A 17,350-nucleotide genomic window follows, 5' to 3' on the forward strand; every position below is an offset into this window, starting at 1 on the left:
AGCTTCGCGCCCCACCCGCCCGAACGCAACCCGCGAATCACCCCCACGCACAGGTTTTCAAACACAGTTGCTCTATGCTCAGGGGCTGACCGGATTGTTTTTTTAACAGGAAGGCCGGGAAGTGAGAAAGAATACGCTTCCGCGCCCTTGCTTCGCGTTCTTCCCGAACTTCCTGTTAAATCCCTTCCCTTCTCGTCAGTGACCGGAGGCATCACAAGGCCCTTGGGACCGCGCTCAGTTCCACCACCATGTCGTGGAAGGCGCGCTGGGTGCGGGTCATGCTACCGGTGTTGGCCCAGACCAGCACAATGGCCCGGCTGACCGACTGGGGCGAGACGGAGTGAAAGCCCACCCGGCGGTGCTTCATCTGCTCGGCGGCCATTTTCGGGATAAAGGAAAAACCCAGCCCACCCTCGATCAGGGAAACGACCGTCTCCAGCTGCGCGCTCTCGATGGAGACTTTCGGCGTCAGCCCCGAGGATTCGCAGAGGGAAATACTCTGACGCCCGAGGCAGTGCATGTCCTTCATCACGATCATGGGGTACTCGGCCAGATCCTCCAGCTTGATCCGACGGCGCTTGTTCAGCGGATGGCTCTCGGCCAGCGTGAGCAGGAGTTCGTCGTCGAAGAGCGTGCGCGCCTCCAACTCATTCTCCCACGGAAAGGGCCGGCTCATCAACGCAAAGTCGAGCCGCCCGTTACGCAGGCCGGAGACAAGGTCGTTCGTGGTGTCCTCGACCAGCGACAGCTCCATCTGCGGGTACTCGGCCAGGCAGCGCTCCATCAACGCGGGCAAGAGAAAGGGAGCGATGGTCGGGATGGCCCCGAGGTTGATCTTGCCGCAGGCGATGTCATTGTGGGCCTGGGCCTCGTCGCGGATGCACTCGGCCTCCAGCAGGATGCGCCGGGCGCGGGGGAGCATCGTCTCCCCGAAGTGCGTCAGCCGCGCCCCCTTGCGCGTGCGCTGGACCAGCGGCTGGCCCAGTTCGTCCTCCAACTTCATGATCTGCTGGCTGAGCGAGGGCTGCGAAACATAACACGCCTCCGCCGCCCGCGAGAAATTCCCCTGCCGGGCCAGCTCCACGAAGTAGCGTAATTGGTGCATTTCCATAATAGGCCTTAACTATCGCACGCATAGTAAGTATATATTTCCCCAATGAAAGATTTTTCGCTAGAATAACCACGTCCTTCAAATCACCGCCTGTTCAAGGCAACCTCAACCCTTCGATTGATCTATGGCCAACAGACTGACCACCACCGCCGGCAACCCCGTCGCCGACAACCAGAACTCCCTCTCCGCCGGGCCGCGTGGCCCGCTGCTGATGCAGGACTACCAGTTGCTGGAAAAACTCGCGCACCAGAACCGCGAGCGCATCCCCGAGCGCGTCGTCCACGCCAAGGGCTGGGGCGCGCACGGGACGTTCACCGTCACCCACGACATCACGCAGTACACCCGGGCGGAGATTTTTTCCGAAGTCGGTAAAAAGACCGACATGCTGGCGCGCTTTTCCACCGTGGCCGGGGAAATGGGCGCGGCCGACGCCGAACGCGACGTGCGCGGTTTCGCGTTAAAGTTCTACACCGGCGAGGGCAACTGGGACCTCGTCGGCAACAACACGCCCGTCTTCTTCGTGCGCGACGCCTACAAGTTCCCCGACTTCATCCACACCCAGAAGCGCCACCCGCGCACTAACCTGCGCTCAAACACCGCCATGTGGGACTTCTGGTCGCTCTCGCCCGAGAGCCTGCACCAGGTCACCATCCTGATGAGCGACCGCGGCCTGCCCACCGCCCCCATGTATATGAACGGCTACGGCTCACACACCTACAGCTTCTGGAACGACAAGGGCGAACGCTACTGGGTCAAGTTTCACTTCAAGACCCGGCAGGGCCACCTCCACCTGACTAACGCCGAGGCCGCCGAAGTCGTCGGCCAGACCCGCGAAAGTTATCAGGAGGCGCTCTACGGCACGATTGAGAAGGGCGAGTTCCCGCAGTGGACGCTCTTTGTCCAGATCATGCCCGAGACCGACGCTGAAAAGACGAGCTACAATCCCTTCGACCTGACCAAGGTCTGGCCCCACGGCGACTACCCGCTGATCGAGGTCGGCGTGATGGAGCTTAACCGCAACGCGGAGAACTATTTTACCGAGATCGAGATGGCGGCTTTCTCCCCCTCGAACATCGTGCCCGGCATCGGCTTCTCCCCGGACAAGATGCTCCAGGCCCGCGTCTTTTCCTACGCGGACGCGCACCGCTACCGGCTCGGCACGCACTACGAGGCACTGCCTGTCAACCGCCCGAAGAGCCCCGTGCACCACTACCACAAGGACGGCTCCATGCGCTTCTTTGACAATTTCAATGAAAACCCGGACGCCTACTACGAGCCCAACTCCATGAACGGCCCGCAGGAAGACCCCTCCGTGGCGGAGCCACCGCTGCGCATCAGCGGCGACGCCGAGCGCTACAACCACCGCGAAGGCAACGACGACTACACCCAACCCGGCAACCTCTTCCGCCTCTTCAACGACGAGCAGAAGCAGCGGCTTTTTTCCAACATCGCCGCCGCGATGGAAGGCGTCCCCGACGAGATCAAGCTGCGCCAGATCACGCACTTCGCGAAGGCCGATCCGGCCTACGGCGAGGGCGTGGCCAAGGCCGTCGGCCTGAGCGTCCCGACCTGACGCAAGCGACCTAACTCCCGCGGCGGCGGAGTCCCCGCACTCCGCCGCCGGCTGTGGGTTGTCATAGAAAACCACTACACGAACATCCGATCCGAACTCCAAACCATCCCCGTCACGCCATGCCCGCCCTCCATCCTTCACAGCCCGACACCTCCGCGCGAAGCGTCGTCAATCTGACCGAAGCCGAAGAGGCCCGTTACGCGGAACTCCAGCGGCAGGCGCTCGACTTCGCCCGCCACGGCGAGACCGCGACGCTCCGGCTCATGGTCGAGTCCGGGCTACCCGTCAACCTCTGCGACCACAAGGGCCAGTCGCTGCTCATGCTCGCCAGCTATAACGGCCACCTCGACACCACACAGATGCTTCTCTCACTCGGCGCGGAGGTGGACCGCCGCAACGACCGCGGCCAGACGCCACTCGGGGGCGTCGCCTTCAAGGGCTACCGCGAACTGGCCGAGCTACTCGTGAGCCACGGCGCGGACATCGAGGCCGACAACGGCGGCGGCATGACTCCCCTCTCTTTCGCCGCCCTGTTCGGGCGGCGCGACGTGGTCGCCTTCCTCAAGTCCCAGGGCGCGAAGCTGCGCATGCGCGATCACTTTCTCGGTATTGGCGGCTCCCTCCTCAAACGCATCGTCATGTAAAACAAGAAGAGCAACAGAATCCGAAATTTCCTCCGCTCTGAAAAAGCCTCTCTTCACCTTGGCGGCTTTGCGGTGAAAAATTGATTAACCACAAAGGTGATGAGAAAATGCTCACCTTTTGGAAGGCTTCAAGTGTCCGGCGGCGAGTTCGCGCACGAGCCGGGCAAGCGTGTGTATTGATTTTCGGATACGCGCATCGCAGGGGTAGCCGCAACTGATCCGGATGCGGTTACGGATGTCCGCGTGCGGGCAGAATATCTGGCCGGGGGCGATGTCGATTTTTTCCGCCGCCGCCAGCCGGTGCAGGTCGAAGGCGTCCACTCCGTCGGGGAGCTGTACCCACAGGTAAAAACCGCCCTCGGGCTGGCTCAGGCCCGTCCCCTCCGGGAACGACGCCAAAATCTCCTCGCTGATCTGCGCCATCTGCGTGCGGAACGCCTGCCGCAGCGAACGCAGATGACGCTCCATCGCTGTGGACTCCAGAAAACGGGCGATGGCGAGCTGGTTGATCGCGGGAGTCGTGAGGCTGGAGATGTACTTGAGCCGCCGGACCTGTTCGCTGTAACGACCACCCGCCACCCACCCGACCCGCAGGCCCGGCGAGAGGATTTTGGAAAACGAGCCGCAATACAGGACAAGCCCGTCGCGGTCGAGCGACTTGACCGGGCGCGGGCGCTCCGGCCCGAAGTGGATGTCCCCGTAGATGTCGTCCTCGACCAACGGGATGCCGTGGTCGGCCAGCAGCGCCATCAGGCGCTCGCGGCGGGGCTGGCTCATGCAGCTTCCGTTCGGGTTGCTGAAGCTCGGCACAAGCATCACCGCCTTAACCCGGTGGCGCTCGATAGCGGTCTCCAGCAGGTCCAGGTCGATCCCCTCCTCGCAGGTGCCCGGGACAGGCAGTGCCCGCAGGCCGAGGCTTTCAAGAATTTCCAGCAGGCCAAAGTAACAGGGAGACTCCACTGCGACGATGTCGCCGGGATGCGTCACCGCTCGCACCGCGAGGTTTAGCGCCTCCATCGCCCCGAAGGTGACGACCAGTTCCTCCTGCGCGACGTGGCAGCCGTAGCTGGCGAAACGCCTCACCAGTTGCCGCAGCAGTTCGGGGTGGCCGGGCTTTATATCGTAGCGCCCGAGCCGCTCGGGTTGCGAACGCGCCAGTTGCGCCAGGCAGCGGGAGAGGCGTTCGGTGGGGAGTAGTTCGGGGGCGGGAATGGCGGCCCCCAGTGGGACCATCCGCTCATCCCCGGCCTGATAAAAAACCTGCGCCACCACGTCGGAGACACCGACTGCGCCGGGCTCCAGTTTGCAAGACGAAGGAGGTGGAGGCGGAGCACAATCGACTCGGCGGTGGCGCACGAAAAAACCGGACTTGGGCCGGGCCTCGATCAGCCCCCGCGCCTCCAACAGCGAAAGCGCCTGAAGCGCACTGGCGGGGCTGACCCGCTCGCTCGCGCACAGTTGGCGGACCGAGGGCAAGCGCTCGCCGACCCGGAAAACTCCGTCCTGTATCTGCGCATCGAGCTGCCGGGCGATCCGCTCGTACAGAAACTCACCACTGGCCGGTCCCACTGACATGGCGTCAGCCTAGCAGATTTCTCCAAAAGGTACAGATACAGTTTTCTCAATTGTCGACCATAACAGATCACCCTTTCCCAACTGTACCGGTCGATTTTCCCGCAGGCTGCATCTGTGCGAGCGGCGACAGATTTGCGATACTGCTTCCGCCATGAATACCCTGCTGCGCAAACTTCTTTTCCCCAAAGCCATCATCACGCTCGCCGGGGCGAAGCCGATGGTCGAAGGGAAGCCGATAGCCAGGTCTTCCCCCCACCGCCAAGCCCCCGGTACCCACATCCGGGGCGTTGGCGACCCGGAGCAGTTGCGCAAAGGTTCGCCCCGGAAACGGCTCGTCTTGTGCGCGAGCCGCTGTATCGTCGTCCACCGAGACTCACCATGAAAATCGCCAGCCTTCACGACATCCAGCCGCGCACCTGCACCTCGCCGGGCGGCAAGTTCGCCCTCGAAAGGACCGACCTCTCCGCCGCGCTCGGAGCCACTCCCGACACCCCGCCCGAAAAGGGTGGCCACCCCTTCGCTGTCGAGCGAGCCAGCATCCCCCCCGGCAAACAGAACTGGCCCCTGCACAGCCACGCGGCCCAGTGGGAGTTTTACCTGATCGAGTCCGGCACCGGCGTGCTCGTGACCGCCGAGGGCGAGACCCCGCTGGCCGAGGGCAGCATCGTCATGTGCGAACCCGGCGAAGCCCACGCCCTGCGCAACACCGACCCGGCACAGCCGCTGGTCTATCTCGTCATCGCTAACAATTCCCTCGCCGATCTCATCCACTACCCCCGCAGCGGTAAGTGGATGGTCAAGCCCGCCCGCCTGTGCTTCCGCGAGAACATTGACTATTACGAGGACGAAGAATAGCCCACCCATTTGCGGTGTCCTCCGCAGGCCGAAGCCCGAACAGCAAAATCCGCTTGTATTGAAAAACAACTACGCTCTCAGCGTTTTTTCCAACCAATCTTTTTCTCCACAGACGGACAAGCCGCCCTACGCCCCGGTGATTTCGACCGCGAGCAGGGTCACGTCGTCCATGCGCGGGGCCTTGCCCCGAAACTCGCGCACGCGCTTGTTAATGCCTGCGGCCATGTCCTTGACCGGGGATGATAGCTCGGCCTCGAAGGCTTTGATCAGCCGGTCGAGTTCAAACTCCTCGGCGCACTCGTTGACGGTTTCCACCGCCCCGTCGGTATAAAAGAGCAACCGGTCGCCCACCGACAGCTCGAAACGCTCGCCGCAGCGCTCGCGCCCGGTAACAAAGCCAATGGCGTCCTGCCGCTTGAGGCGGATCACCTCGACGGTGCCGCGTTGGCTGTCATAGTGCAGGATGTCTGGGTGCCCGGCGTGGGCCACCTCCAACACGTAGCACTCCTGCTCGCGGCGGATGCGACCGGCCACCATCGTCACGTAGTTGGGGCGGATGAGATCTGAAATTTCCTTCTGCACCCGCTCCAGGGAAAGCTCGAGGTGGTCCGGCTGATCGACCACCGCCTGGTCGGCCACGTGCTTGACCAGCAGCGTGTAGAGAGCGGCCGAAATCCCGTGGCCGCAGACATCGCCGAGCAGGAACATGAACTCGTCCGGGCGCCCGGAGGGGAAACTCAGCACGTCACCGCCAACTGCCTCCAACGGGTTATAAACCAGCGAGTAATCCAGAAAAGAACACGGCTGGGACTCGCCCGGGATGAGCGCACTCTGCACGCGGCGGGCGTTGTCGTAGTCGATCTGGAGGATGCGGTTCTTTTCGCGCAGGCGGCGCTCGGATTCCTCCAGTTTGTCGAGGGCGAGTTTCTCGCGGGTGATGTCGCGCGAGATGCCCAGGATGCCCACCAGCTTACCCGAGTTGAGGTGCAGCGGGATCTTGGTCGAAGTCACCCAGGTGACGCTCCCGTCGGGCCAGGTTTCCTTTTCGGTCAGGTTAATGAGCGGCTTGCCCGAGCGCAGGATTTCCTGCTCATCCTCGTAAGCCTGGCGGGCGTGCTCGTCGGTGAAGAAGTCAAAATCCGTCTTACCCACGATGTCCTCCAGCGAGGAGACGCCGAACTTTTTCGCATGCCGCTGGCTGACGTACACGAAGCGGCACTTCATGTCCTTGAAGTATATGCAGTCCTCGGACTCATTCAGGAGGGCGTCAAACAAAGCCGGAATACTCATCCGGTAGATGTCCTGAACCTGCTTGACTTCGTGTGTTTTCATAGACGCCGACCCCCTGCTACGACCGTCAAGAAGCCATACAAACATGCCTCCGGCTCAGGTCCAGCGAGAAACAGATGCGTGAGAGTTTTTTCCGTGAAAATGTCAGTCCATGTTAGCGCACGGTGGGTGATTTTACAATTCAGAGCGACAAAATCCTGGCAATATTCCACGAAAGCGGACCTTGGCCCCTACTTCTCCGTCGGCACGACAATGCCCCGCAGGATGATCTTCTGGGCGAAGATAAAGACCAGCAGCGGGGGGATCGCAGCCAGCAGCACCGACGCGTAAACCCCGCCGCTGGACACTGTCTCGCGGTACTGGTAGAGCCAGACCGGCAGCAGCCACATTTCCTGCTCAGGGGCCACGATGATGGCGAACAAGAACAGCGTGTAGGCGGCGTTAAAGGCGCTCAGTGCGACCACGGCCAGGATCGGCTTGCTCAGTGCCATCGTGATAGTGAAAAACATCCGCGCCTCCGACGCACCCTCCAATTGCGCCGCCTCGTACAGCTCGCGCGGGAGAGAATCGAAGAAGCCCTTGAGCAAAAATATCAGGTACCCGTTGGCCACGGTCGGCAACAGCAGCCCGGCAAAGGTATTCATCAGACTGAGCTTTTGGAGCATGAGAAAGACCGGGATCGTCGTCACCATCGGCGGAAAGGCCATCACCGCCATCATGAGAAAGAGTACCTTGTACCCGCCCGGCAGGCGAAAGCGCGAAAGCGCGTAGGCTGCCAGCGGGTTGACCAGCACCGCCGCCAGCACCGAGAGCGCGCAAAAGATGACCGTGTTTCTCAACACCCGCCCCTCGAACGCGATGGCGTCGATGACGTTGACGAAGTTCCGCGTCGCGAACTGCCACCGGAGTGCCCCGGCGTGCTCACGCACGTAGAGTGCCTCCAGTCCGGACTGCGGGAGCCAGGCGTATTCAAAATTCGGATACACTCCGTCGTATTCACGCGAAAGCGCCTCGGGTGTGCCGTACTTCTTCCGCAGCCAGTCGGTCCAGGCGTACTCTGGGCCGGTCAGCAGCCAGTGCTCCGGCCCCACCGCCAGCAGAAACTCCCCGTAATCGCGCCGGGCCGCGCCCGAGAGGTAGTCGCCATCCGGCAGCAGCACCCCGGCGAAAGCAGCGAAGTCACTCCCCCACTCGCGATTGAGCGCGGCAATGTCGCCGCCGTAGCGCGTGGCCAGAAAGCCCTGATAATCCTCGGCGGGTACGCCTTCGAGCACAACGAAGGAGGGGTTCAGCTCCCGCGAGACGAACGCTACCCAAGCCTCGCGGAAGGCCGCCTGTTCCTCCGACGGAACGCGCTGGGGCAGGCGAAATTCGCCGTAGGAGCCGAGGTCCAGCCCGAGCGTCTCGTTGAGCCGCTCCAGCGAGCCGTAGCGCGGGAAAACCACTTGGGTGAGAAACATCCCCGAGAGCGAGACCAGCCGCCGCTGCGCTGGGGGTGCTTCGCGCAGCAACCGCGTGTACTCCCCGTGCAGGGCGTTGGGCGTGTAGTCGTAGCGGGTCGAAAGCCACTCCGGCGGCGGCATGGTGAGCTGCGTCCAGCTCCCGACCGCCGTCCCGGTGTCGCGGGCATAAGCCGTCACATCGCCGTCGAAGCGCGCCCGCACCCGTCCCCGCAGTTCCCGCAGATTACGCGGGATGGTCAGCAGGCCGGAGCTTCCGCCCAGCGCCTGCCAGTGCGCGGGTAAGTCGGCCTCCAGCACAAAGGCCCGCAGGTCGCGGGCGGCGGTTTCGCTCCCAGCGGACGGTGGCGCCGCCTGCGCGAAGGAGTAGTCACGGCTCAGGTGGGCGGCGTTGAGATCGCCGACGCGTTGCTCGTATTTGTATTCGAGAAATTTCCGGTAAAGCGCATCCCCGTCATAGAAGTAGCGCGGAACGAGGCCGAGTTCGTTCTCGTCCAGCTCGCTGCGGAAGGAACCCGAAACCAGCAGCAACAGCGGGTAGAGCATCGTCACCGCCCCGAGCGAGAGCAGCACAAAGACCGCCGCGTGGAAGCACTTCCCGGCGGTGGTCTTGGACTCGACTGTGGTGAAAATCGGCATGGCTGGTCAGTTCCCGCTGGCTCCGCTTTTGAACTCCGCCCGTGCCAGCAGGCGCATCTGGTACGCGGTGAACCCGATCAATATCCCACCCATGATCCAGGCCATCGCCGTGCCCACCCCGTAGTCGAGGTCCATGAACGTGCGGTAAAAAATCGCCAGCGAGAGCGTACGGGTCGCCTCGTTGGGGCCGCCGCCGGTCATGATGAGAATCTGGTCGGCCCCGCCCTTGAACGCGGCCACCAGCGCGGCGATCAGATTGATCACGATGAGGAATTTCATCCTCGGCAGCGTGATATAAAAGACCTTGTGCCAGAAGCCCGCCCCGTCGATGGCCGCCGCCTCGTACAGTTCGTCGGGGATGCTCTTGAGCCCGGCCAGGTAAATGATGCAGCCCGGCCCGCTGGCCGCCCAGACCGAGGGGATGATAATGCACAGCATCGCCATGCGCGGGTCTTGCAGCCAGCGCTGCGGCTCGATCTGGAAACGCCCCGAGAGCGAGCCGAGCACGGCGGCGGCTTCGCCGGGACCACCCGCCCGCAGCGCCTCCCCCAGCGGGGCCAGTGTCACCGCGATAAAGGCCAGCCCCAGCCCCCACAGGCACAGCTTGAGCCCGGTCGGCATTTCCTCCAGCTTGGCCGGCAGCACGACCAGCAGCGCGATCAGCGCCAGCCAACAGCCCAGCAGCAGCCACTTGACCAGCGTGGCAGGGACCGACCCGAGCTGGTTGAGCGCGAGCAGGAGCTGGTTCAACGTGCCCGAGGGGGCCGGATCGTACATTTGCAGCCATAGAAACATGACCACGACCCCGGCCAACACCGAGGGTAGGTAATAGACCGTGCGAAAAAAGTATTTGGCGAAGGTCGTCGGCACCTCCTGCAGGAGGATGGCCAGTAGAATCGGCGGCCAGAACCCCAGCCCAATCATGAGCGCGACGAAGTAAAACTCCCGCCAGAGCGCGTCCCAGAAGCGCGGGTCGTAGAGGATCGTGGCGAAGTTGTCCACCCCCACCCAACGGCTGGGCAGGACCAGTTCGTAGTCCATGAAGGTGATGGTCGCCCCGCCGAGGATGAGCGGCAGGTATTGCCAGACGAGGATCAGCCCGAAGGCCGGAAGCAGCAGCACCCAGCCGCGCAGGAGGTTGCGGCGGTGGCGACGGTGGCTGAGGTCAACCGCTGGCCCGACCCGACCGAAGCTTCTCCAGACCGCCCCGATCCCGACCGTAAAGGCCGCCGCCAACACAGCCAGCACACAACCCGCCACCTGACGGCGCTCCCGCAACTTCTCCGGCGCGATACGCCCGAGGGCACGGGCGTTGACCTCCTCCTCCGCCGCGCGGAGCAGAGCGAGGATGTCAGCCTCAGCGGCTTCGGCGGAGAGCCCGGTGTAGTCGCGTTCGAGCGCCTGGTTGACCGGCATGGAAAGCATCCGGTAAATGAACTGCGTCCCCCGGCCGTAGGGCTCGGGCACGCCCCCGGCCAACGCCTCGGCGTAGGTTTGCGCCCAGCCCGGCGGGACATTTTCCAGCAAGCGCCCGTAGCCGAACTTCCTCAGCAGTTCCGGGCTGACGAATGCCCCGTAGCCGCGGTCCACAAAAAGCCGCGTGCGGATGGCCTGCGCCTCCTCCCCGGTGACGAACCACAGGTAGCGCATGGCCGCCAGTTGCTGGGCCGGGCTGCCCTGGCTGAAAACCCCCAGCATACGGGCGTTGAGCAGGCTCCCGCGCTGCCCGTCCGGCCCCACCGGCAGCGGAGCGATCCCGACCAGTTGCGGGTTGATGGCGGCGAGCATCTGGTCGTCGAGCGAGCCGAAGCTCATGCTGACCAACCCGCGTTTCCAAAGGTTGTTAAAGTCCGGGCGCAACACCGCCGCCCCGTTAAAAGTCTCGCCGTCGCGGGTGTAGGGCTCGCGCAGCAGCCGCCAGAAAAACCGCACGCCCTCCGCCGCACCGGGCGTGGCGAAGGAGGCCCGCCACTGGCCGTCCGCATCCTGGGTCATGGCGCGGGTGTCGCCATTGACGAGGAACTGGTACGCCTGGTAGCTGATCCCGTCGCCGGGGCTGAAGGCCATGGCGTAGCGGCGCTGAGCGGGATCGTGGAGCTGGCGGCAGGCGGCGAGAAGCTCGTCCCAGGTGGCGGGTGGACGAGCAGGGTCAAGCCCGGCGGCCTGGAAGTGGTCCTTGCGATAAAAAAGCGCCCGCACCAGCGTCGATGTCGGCAACGTCCAAACGTGCTTGCCCGCGAAGCGCCCGCTCATGTCCTCGCGGTAAACGACCGGCCAGGCCCGCTCCGGCACACGCTGCCGGATCAGCTCCAGCGCAGTAGCCACTTCCTCCGGGGCCGGGTCGGCCAGCCAGTCGCCGTCCTTGCCCGTCTGGCGGACGGCGGGGTCGGCGCTCAATTGGCGGGCGAGCAGCGTTTCCAACGGCTGGAGAAAGCCGTGCTCGTTGTACGTGGCCGACTGGCGGAAATTCACGTAGATGGCGTTAGCGCCCATCCCGGCGGCGATGGCCATGAGCGAACCGGAGTCGCGCGCGTCGTCCACCCCGATGGCGGGCATGGCAAAGGACTTGATCCGCAGGTCCGGGTTTTGCGCCAGAAACGCCTGCACTACTTCGCGCTTGGCCAGGGCGTCGATGGTGACTTCGCCCGGCTGAGGGAGGTTTTCCACTGTGATCGTGACGGGCGCGGACGCGATGTTCACGCCACTTGCTTCGCGCTCAGTGGTCCCATCCGCGCGCAGGAGAGCCCCACCCGTCAACAGTCCCATCGCAGCCAGCAGCCCCGCTGCCACTCGCCGCGGACGCGCGAAGCGCAGGGACCGGAGTGAGAGAAAGGGGGCTGGCATGGTGCACAGATTGGCGAATCCGCGCTCGGGGGTAAACCTTGTTATTCGCGCCGGACTTTTCTTCCGCTGTCATCCGTCGGGAACAAGAAAGGCATTAAGGCTGTCGTAAGCTTTACTTATTATTTGAGAGAATCAAATCAAATCCATTGATGCACCGCCCCCGGCGGAGCTATACTCCGACAGTACCAGGAGGTTGAAGCATGAAGATTGCCACAGAAGTCATTGAACGGGGGAAACGCAACTTGTCCCGGCTCCCGAAAGTGCTGGGGCTCTCCCGGCGAGCAACCGGCGCCGACGGCGAACGCCGCCTGAGCCAGTCCGAGGTCAAGCCCCTGCGCGGGCAGATCGAAGCATGCATCGCCCAGCGCGGCGGACAGGTCTCCTCCTCGCAACACGCGGCCCGGCTCTCTGCCCAGTACCGGCTCTGGGGCACGGCGGAAAAGCGACAGTTTCTCGAACTGCTGCTGGATGATTTCGACATCAATGAAGACCGGGTGCGCGAAGCCCTCCACGCAGCCGAAAATGTGACGGGCGAGGAACTCCGCAACGCCTGCCAGGCACTGCGCAAGGCGCTCGTTCCTGATCGAGCCGAACTGCTGCGGCAGTGGACCCTGCTTCCCGCCGGGGTCAAGTTCCTCGTGGACCTGCGGAGTGACGTGCTCGATTTAATGAAGACCGAGCCGCGCTTCAAGCCGCTGAGCACCGACATCAAGCTCATGCTCGCCTCCCTTTTCAACGCCGGTATCCTGCAACTTCAGCCCATCAGTTGGAATTCCCCCGCCGCGCTGCTGGAAAAGCTCATCGCCTACGAGGCCGTGCACGAGATCCGCAGTTGGGAGGATTTGAAAAACCGCCTCGATGTGGACCGGCGCTGTTTCGCCTTCTTTCACCCGAACATGCCGGACGAGCCCCTGATTTTTATCGAGGTGGCGCTGTGCAAGGGAGTAGCCGACAACGTGCTCAAGCTGCTCGATACCTCCACTGCCGCACTCAACCCGCGCGAGGCCGACACCGCCGTCTTTTTCTCCATTTCCAACACGCAAAAGGGCCTGGCCGGGATTCCCTTCGGGGGCTTCCTCATCAAGCAGGTGGTGGACCGCCTCCAGCACGACGTGCCCAACATCCGCAAGTTCATCACCCTCTCCCCCATGCCCGGCTTCCGCAAATGGCTGACGGGCGAGGACGGCCTGGCCGCCGTCGCCGCGCTCGATGCGAAAAAGCTTAAAACCACCGCCCCGGGCCTGACCGCCGCGAAGGACTTCGTCGCCTGGCTCGACGGACTCGACTGGCAGTCACCCGAGGCCATCCCGGAGGAGTCGCGCCTGCTGCTGCGCGGCCTGGCCGCCCGCTACCTGACCGAAGCCAAGCGCGGTAACGGCCCGGCGGCGCTTGACCCCGTGGCGCACTTCCACCTCAACAACGGCGCCCGCGTCGAGCAGATCAACTGGGGCGCGAACCTGACTGAACGCGGCCTGCGCGAGTCCTTTGGCCTCATGGTCAACTACCGCTACAAACTGGAACGCATCGAACAGCATCACGAAGACTACCTGCACAAAGGCCGGGTCCATACCTCCACTCTGGTGCGCGGCCTGCGCGCCAGGGTGGCCCCGGCCAAAAGTTGACCGGCCAGTCATACCGATTCCAAGTAGTTTTGAGAGTTATGCGAGAGGGTGTTTTTTGAAAAGAGCAGCCTCTCGCGCTCTCCCCAAAAAACGTTTGAGACGGAACTTCGTTCCTTCGCAGGAACGGTAACCTCAACCCCGGTGAGAAATGGTAAAAGGGATTTTTTTGGCCAACGGCGGGCATCAGCTCACATCCACCGGCTTGCGCTGGAAGTACCAACGCTCCAGGCAATTTTGCAGAGCGTCAAGTTGCATCGGCTTGGGCAAGTGATCGTCCATCCCGGCCAGCAGGCACTTGGCGGCATCGCCGGGGAGAACGTTTGCCGTCAATGCCACGATATAGGGGCGCTCCAGCTCCCGGCCCCGCTCCACACGCAGTTGGTAATATTCGCGAATGCGGCGCGTGGCCGCGTAACCGTCCATGCGCGGCATCTGGCAATCCATGAAAATAATCGGGTAGCCTACACCGTCCCAGGCCTCAAGCGCTTCCACGCCGTCGACCGCGGTATCCGCGGAGATGCCCAGCTTGCGCAGCAGCATGACCATGACCTTGAGGTTGACCGCGTTGTCATCGACCACCAGTACCTTGATCCCGCCGTAGGAGGAGGAAACTTCCGGCAGGGCCGTAGCGGCGGCAGGAGCCGATTCCGCCACCGTCTCATCCACAGAGGATACGCGCATCAGCACATCAAGCAGGCGCGAAGGCGTGACCGGCTTGCGTATCCAGTCGTCGATACCAGCTTGCTCGGCTTCATCATCGCTCAGGGTGATACCAACCGATTTGAGCAGGACGACCTTCGGGCGACCCGCCGGGAAGTCCTGACGCAGCCCGGCCTTGCGCGTCAGGGTATCGACATCACACTCCTCGACATCCGAATCCACCAGCACCACATCAAAAGCTTCCTCCGGTGTCGCGCGTTCGAGGATTTCACGCGCCCCCCACAACGAGAAGACCGAACGGCTTTTGACCCCCCAACGCGAGAGGCGGCGTGTCAACAGACGCGCCGATGTGGGGCTGTGCATCAGCAGCAGGCAACGTTTGCCCTTGAGGGCATCACCGGCCCCCATCGGGCGGGGCTCGTGTTCCTCGCGCGGAGGAACGTCAAACTCCAGGGTAAAGGAGAAGCTGGACCCCTCCCCAAGCACACTTTCCACCTTGAGCTCGCCGCCCATCACGGCGACGATTTTCTGGGAAATGGAAAGCCCCAACCCAGTCCCGCCGTACTTGCGGGCAGTGGAGCCATCAGCCTGCATAAAAGGCTGGAAAATCTGTTCGCACTGCTTGGGGGTCATTCCGATGCCGGAGTCCTTGACCTCGAAGCGCAGCACGCGCCGATCCTGCCGCGAGTTGGCCTCACTGACCAGCAGGCTGACCTCGCCCTGGTCAGTGAACTTGATGGCGTTGCCGAGCAGGTTCATAATGACCTGACGCAGTCGGGCCGGGTCGCCCTCCAACTCGACCGGGCCATCGTCCGCGCACCAGACGACCAGCTCAATCTTCTTGCGCACAGCCAGCGGGGCCAGCAGTTCAACCGTGGTGGTGAGCAGTTCGGACAGGGAAAACGGCACCCTCTCCAGTTCCATCTTTTTCGCCTCGATCTTGGAGTAGTCGAGGATATCGTTGATCAGCGTAAGCAGCACATCCGAGCTTTCACGGATCGTATCGACGCACTCAAGTTGCTCCCGGTCGAGCTTCGTGTCGAGCAGGATGGTCGCCATCCCGATGACACCGTTCATCGGCGTGCGTATCTCGTGACTCATGTTGGCCAGGAACTGACTCTTGAGTCGGTTGGCCTCCTCGGCTTTCTCACGCATGGCCTCAAGTTCATGCTCATGCTCGACCTCGTGCGTGATGTCCTCGGTAAACATCATGAGGCCGCCAACCTCTCCGTCCGGCTCAGTCCAGGGGCGTACTTCCCAGCGCAGGTACTGATCGTGATCCCACCCTTCCGGCCGCCAGCAGTCGCGGTCACGGCTTTCGACGTGGCCCTGGAGGCAGCGCTGGTGAATCCGCTTCCACTCGTCCGAGACATTGGGGAAGACCTCGTAGTGTGAGCGCCCTGCCAGTTGCTGTCCCTCCAGCCCATAGTCCCTGATCCAGCGGTTACTGCTGGCGATGTAGCGGACTTCCCGGTCAAACATAGCAACCGCGGCGGGCGCGTGCTGGACAAAGGCGAGCAACTGCGCCTTTTCTCGCGAAAGCTCCCACTGAGTCTCGCGAATCTTTTCCAACCGATGGCGCCCCACCTGAAGTGAGTGCGCGAGGAAGGCCAGCAAACCCGCAGTCAGAATACCGGAGACGAGGAAAAACGTCTGCAGGCGGCTGTCCCGCCCCGAAAGCCGTTCCGGGTCAACCACAACCTTCCAGTAAACCCCGGGAGCGATTTCTACATAGCTGACTCCCAGATGCTGGACAGGCTCGGTCTCAATTTTTTTCGCGTCGCTAACTGTCACCGCCACATGGTCCTGGCCAATGGATGCGAGCGTATTGGCAATGAGAATGCGGCGATTCACCACTGCGAACAGCTCCACGCCCTGCCCAGTCGTGGCATTATACGCCATGATACTCCAGCACAGCCCGCTCTCACCATCCGCCAGACGACAGGTGCGGATATCCGTCTGCCGAAGATCTTCCGACATCTCTTCTATGCCAAGGGCAAACATCCCGTGCTCTGGTGTTCCCCTTCCCTCCGGATAGACCCACTCCACGCCCGCATCCGGCTTGCGAAGGTAAAGGTAGGTGAGCGAGCGGAAATCGTCCGTCAGGTACTGAACGTCCTCATCCCATGTGCCCTTGTTCGGCGTGTCCTCGCCCAGAACCTGGCGGGCTTCCCGCGCGAGGGTGCCGTTAAGGTCGTAGAGCCGGGTATTAATCAGCCCCGCAATCAGCTCAGCCCGTAACTGGGCGAAACGCATCCGGCTCTGCACCGTCTGCGCCGACAGTCCCAGATACACCGCCAGCACAAAAAACAGCGTCCCAACCAGCACCGGCACCCAGATCCAGCGTGCGCTCTTCAGGTGCTCGAAGTCCCCACAACGGAAACGCTGGGCAATCACCCCCAAGGCCAGAAATAAAAACGCCAGCGAGGTATGGATAGCCATTTCCGACAGCTTGTACTCCAGCCAAAGCATCGGGGGCAGCCCCATCGCGTAGCGGAACAGCGACGCGCCCGCCACCCCGGCCAGTGAGCAGCCAAAAAGCAGGATAGCTGCTTCGCGGGCGACCGTATTTTTCCGGCACGAAGTCAATGTCATTGCCACGCCACCCAGAAAAAAGCACAGGCTGGTCATCACCGACATCCGCCCCGGAGCTGGAGAACGGTCAGTCACAAACGGCGTCGCTAACAGGTGATCAATACCCAGATCCACCTGAAACACGTGCTGCACGAGATTGATTCCCCCCCACACCAGCAGGGCCAGGCTGAACCATCTCGTCAATGACCAGCGGTCCCAAACCGGACGAATGGATAAAAAGAGCAGTGCCCCGGCGAACAAGACAAAACCAAGTGCCGTCGTCGCCTGCATCGGGGCCAGCCCCGGATGAATTTGCACGGCCGATGCCACTCGCAACAGCCAGCCCGCATATACAATCCCCGCAATCACGAGCACAAGAACCGCGCTCAGGAACGAAAACGGGCACACGCGACGAAATGGGGTGTCTGTGCCGCTCACCATCTTCCAGAATCTTATAGAAAAGTCTCCCTTCGCAAGTCGAACCTATTGATTTAAAAGCCAAC

At 62.8% G+C, this 17,350-nt stretch carries 11 protein-coding genes; 5 read left to right on the plus strand and 6 right to left on the minus strand.

The window, feature by feature from the left end; translation table 11 throughout:
- Positions 1 to 211: 211 nt before the first annotated feature.
- Entirely contained in the window at positions 212 to 1,111 is a 900-nt protein-coding gene (locus H5P28_RS03655) for a LysR family transcriptional regulator (RefSeq protein WP_185674358.1), read from the minus strand.
- Between the two features lie 124 nt (positions 1,112 to 1,235).
- Between H5P28_RS03655 and H5P28_RS03660 the strand changes: the two genes are divergently transcribed.
- Positions 1,236 to 2,684 carry a catalase gene (locus H5P28_RS03660; protein ID WP_185674359.1) on the plus strand — a complete coding sequence of 483 codons (1,449 nt, stop codon included), beginning with the start codon at positions 1,236 to 1,238 and terminating at the stop codon, positions 2,682 to 2,684.
- Positions 2,685 to 2,803: 119 nt separating this feature from the next.
- Entirely contained in the window at positions 2,804 to 3,328 is a 525-nt protein-coding gene (locus H5P28_RS03665) for an ankyrin repeat domain-containing protein (RefSeq protein WP_185674360.1), read from the plus strand.
- 111 nt (positions 3,329 to 3,439) lie between these two features.
- Here the strand turns inward: H5P28_RS03665 and H5P28_RS03670 are convergent, their stop codons facing one another.
- A complete protein-coding gene (locus H5P28_RS03670) occupies positions 3,440 to 4,903 on the minus strand; it encodes an aminotransferase-like domain-containing protein (protein WP_185674361.1) in 1,464 nt (487 codons plus the stop codon).
- Between the two features lie 151 nt (positions 4,904 to 5,054).
- Between H5P28_RS03670 and H5P28_RS03675 the strand changes: the two genes are divergently transcribed.
- Both H5P28_RS03675 and H5P28_RS03680 read left to right on the plus strand, forming a co-directional pair.
- Complete coding sequence (locus tag H5P28_RS03675) at positions 5,055 to 5,285, plus strand: hypothetical protein (protein WP_185674362.1); 231 nt, start codon at positions 5,055 to 5,057, stop codon at positions 5,283 to 5,285.
- Positions 5,282 to 5,758 carry a cupin domain-containing protein gene (locus H5P28_RS03680; protein ID WP_185674363.1) on the plus strand — a complete coding sequence of 159 codons (477 nt, stop codon included), beginning with the start codon at positions 5,282 to 5,284 and terminating at the stop codon, positions 5,756 to 5,758. The genes H5P28_RS03675 and H5P28_RS03680 overlap by 4 nt, the downstream gene beginning before the upstream one ends.
- 126 nt (positions 5,759 to 5,884) lie before the next feature.
- On the opposite strand, the gene H5P28_RS03685 is transcribed toward H5P28_RS03680, so the two are convergent.
- From H5P28_RS03685 to H5P28_RS03695, 3 genes are all read right to left on the minus strand, one after another.
- Positions 5,885 to 7,090, minus strand: coding sequence for a SpoIIE family protein phosphatase (locus H5P28_RS03685; RefSeq protein WP_185674364.1), 1,206 nt, complete (start codon positions 7,088 to 7,090; stop codon positions 5,885 to 5,887).
- Positions 7,091 to 7,278: 188 nt separating this feature from the next.
- Complete coding sequence (locus H5P28_RS03690; RefSeq protein WP_185674365.1) at positions 7,279 to 9,147, minus strand: carbohydrate ABC transporter permease; 1,869 nt, start codon at positions 9,145 to 9,147, stop codon at positions 7,279 to 7,281.
- A gap of 6 nt (positions 9,148 to 9,153) precedes the next feature.
- Entirely contained in the window at positions 9,154 to 11,991 is a 2,838-nt protein-coding gene (locus H5P28_RS03695) for an extracellular solute-binding protein (protein WP_185674366.1), read from the minus strand.
- 200 nt (positions 11,992 to 12,191) lie between these two features.
- On the opposite strand from H5P28_RS03695, the gene H5P28_RS03700 reads away from it, so the two are divergent.
- On the plus strand, positions 12,192 to 13,613 hold the full coding sequence (locus tag H5P28_RS03700; protein WP_185674367.1) for a malonyl-CoA decarboxylase domain-containing protein: 1,422 nt from the start codon (positions 12,192 to 12,194) through the stop codon (positions 13,611 to 13,613).
- Between the two features lie 183 nt (positions 13,614 to 13,796).
- On the opposite strand, the gene H5P28_RS19690 is transcribed toward H5P28_RS03700, so the two are convergent.
- Complete coding sequence (locus H5P28_RS19690; protein WP_185674368.1) at positions 13,797 to 17,165, minus strand: ATP-binding protein; 3,369 nt, start codon at positions 17,163 to 17,165, stop codon at positions 13,797 to 13,799.
- Positions 17,166 to 17,350 lie beyond the last annotated feature (185 nt).

The sequence above is a fragment of the Ruficoccus amylovorans genome, assembly GCF_014230085.1.
GTDB lineage: Bacteria > Verrucomicrobiota > Verrucomicrobiia > Opitutales > Cerasicoccaceae > Ruficoccus > Ruficoccus amylovorans.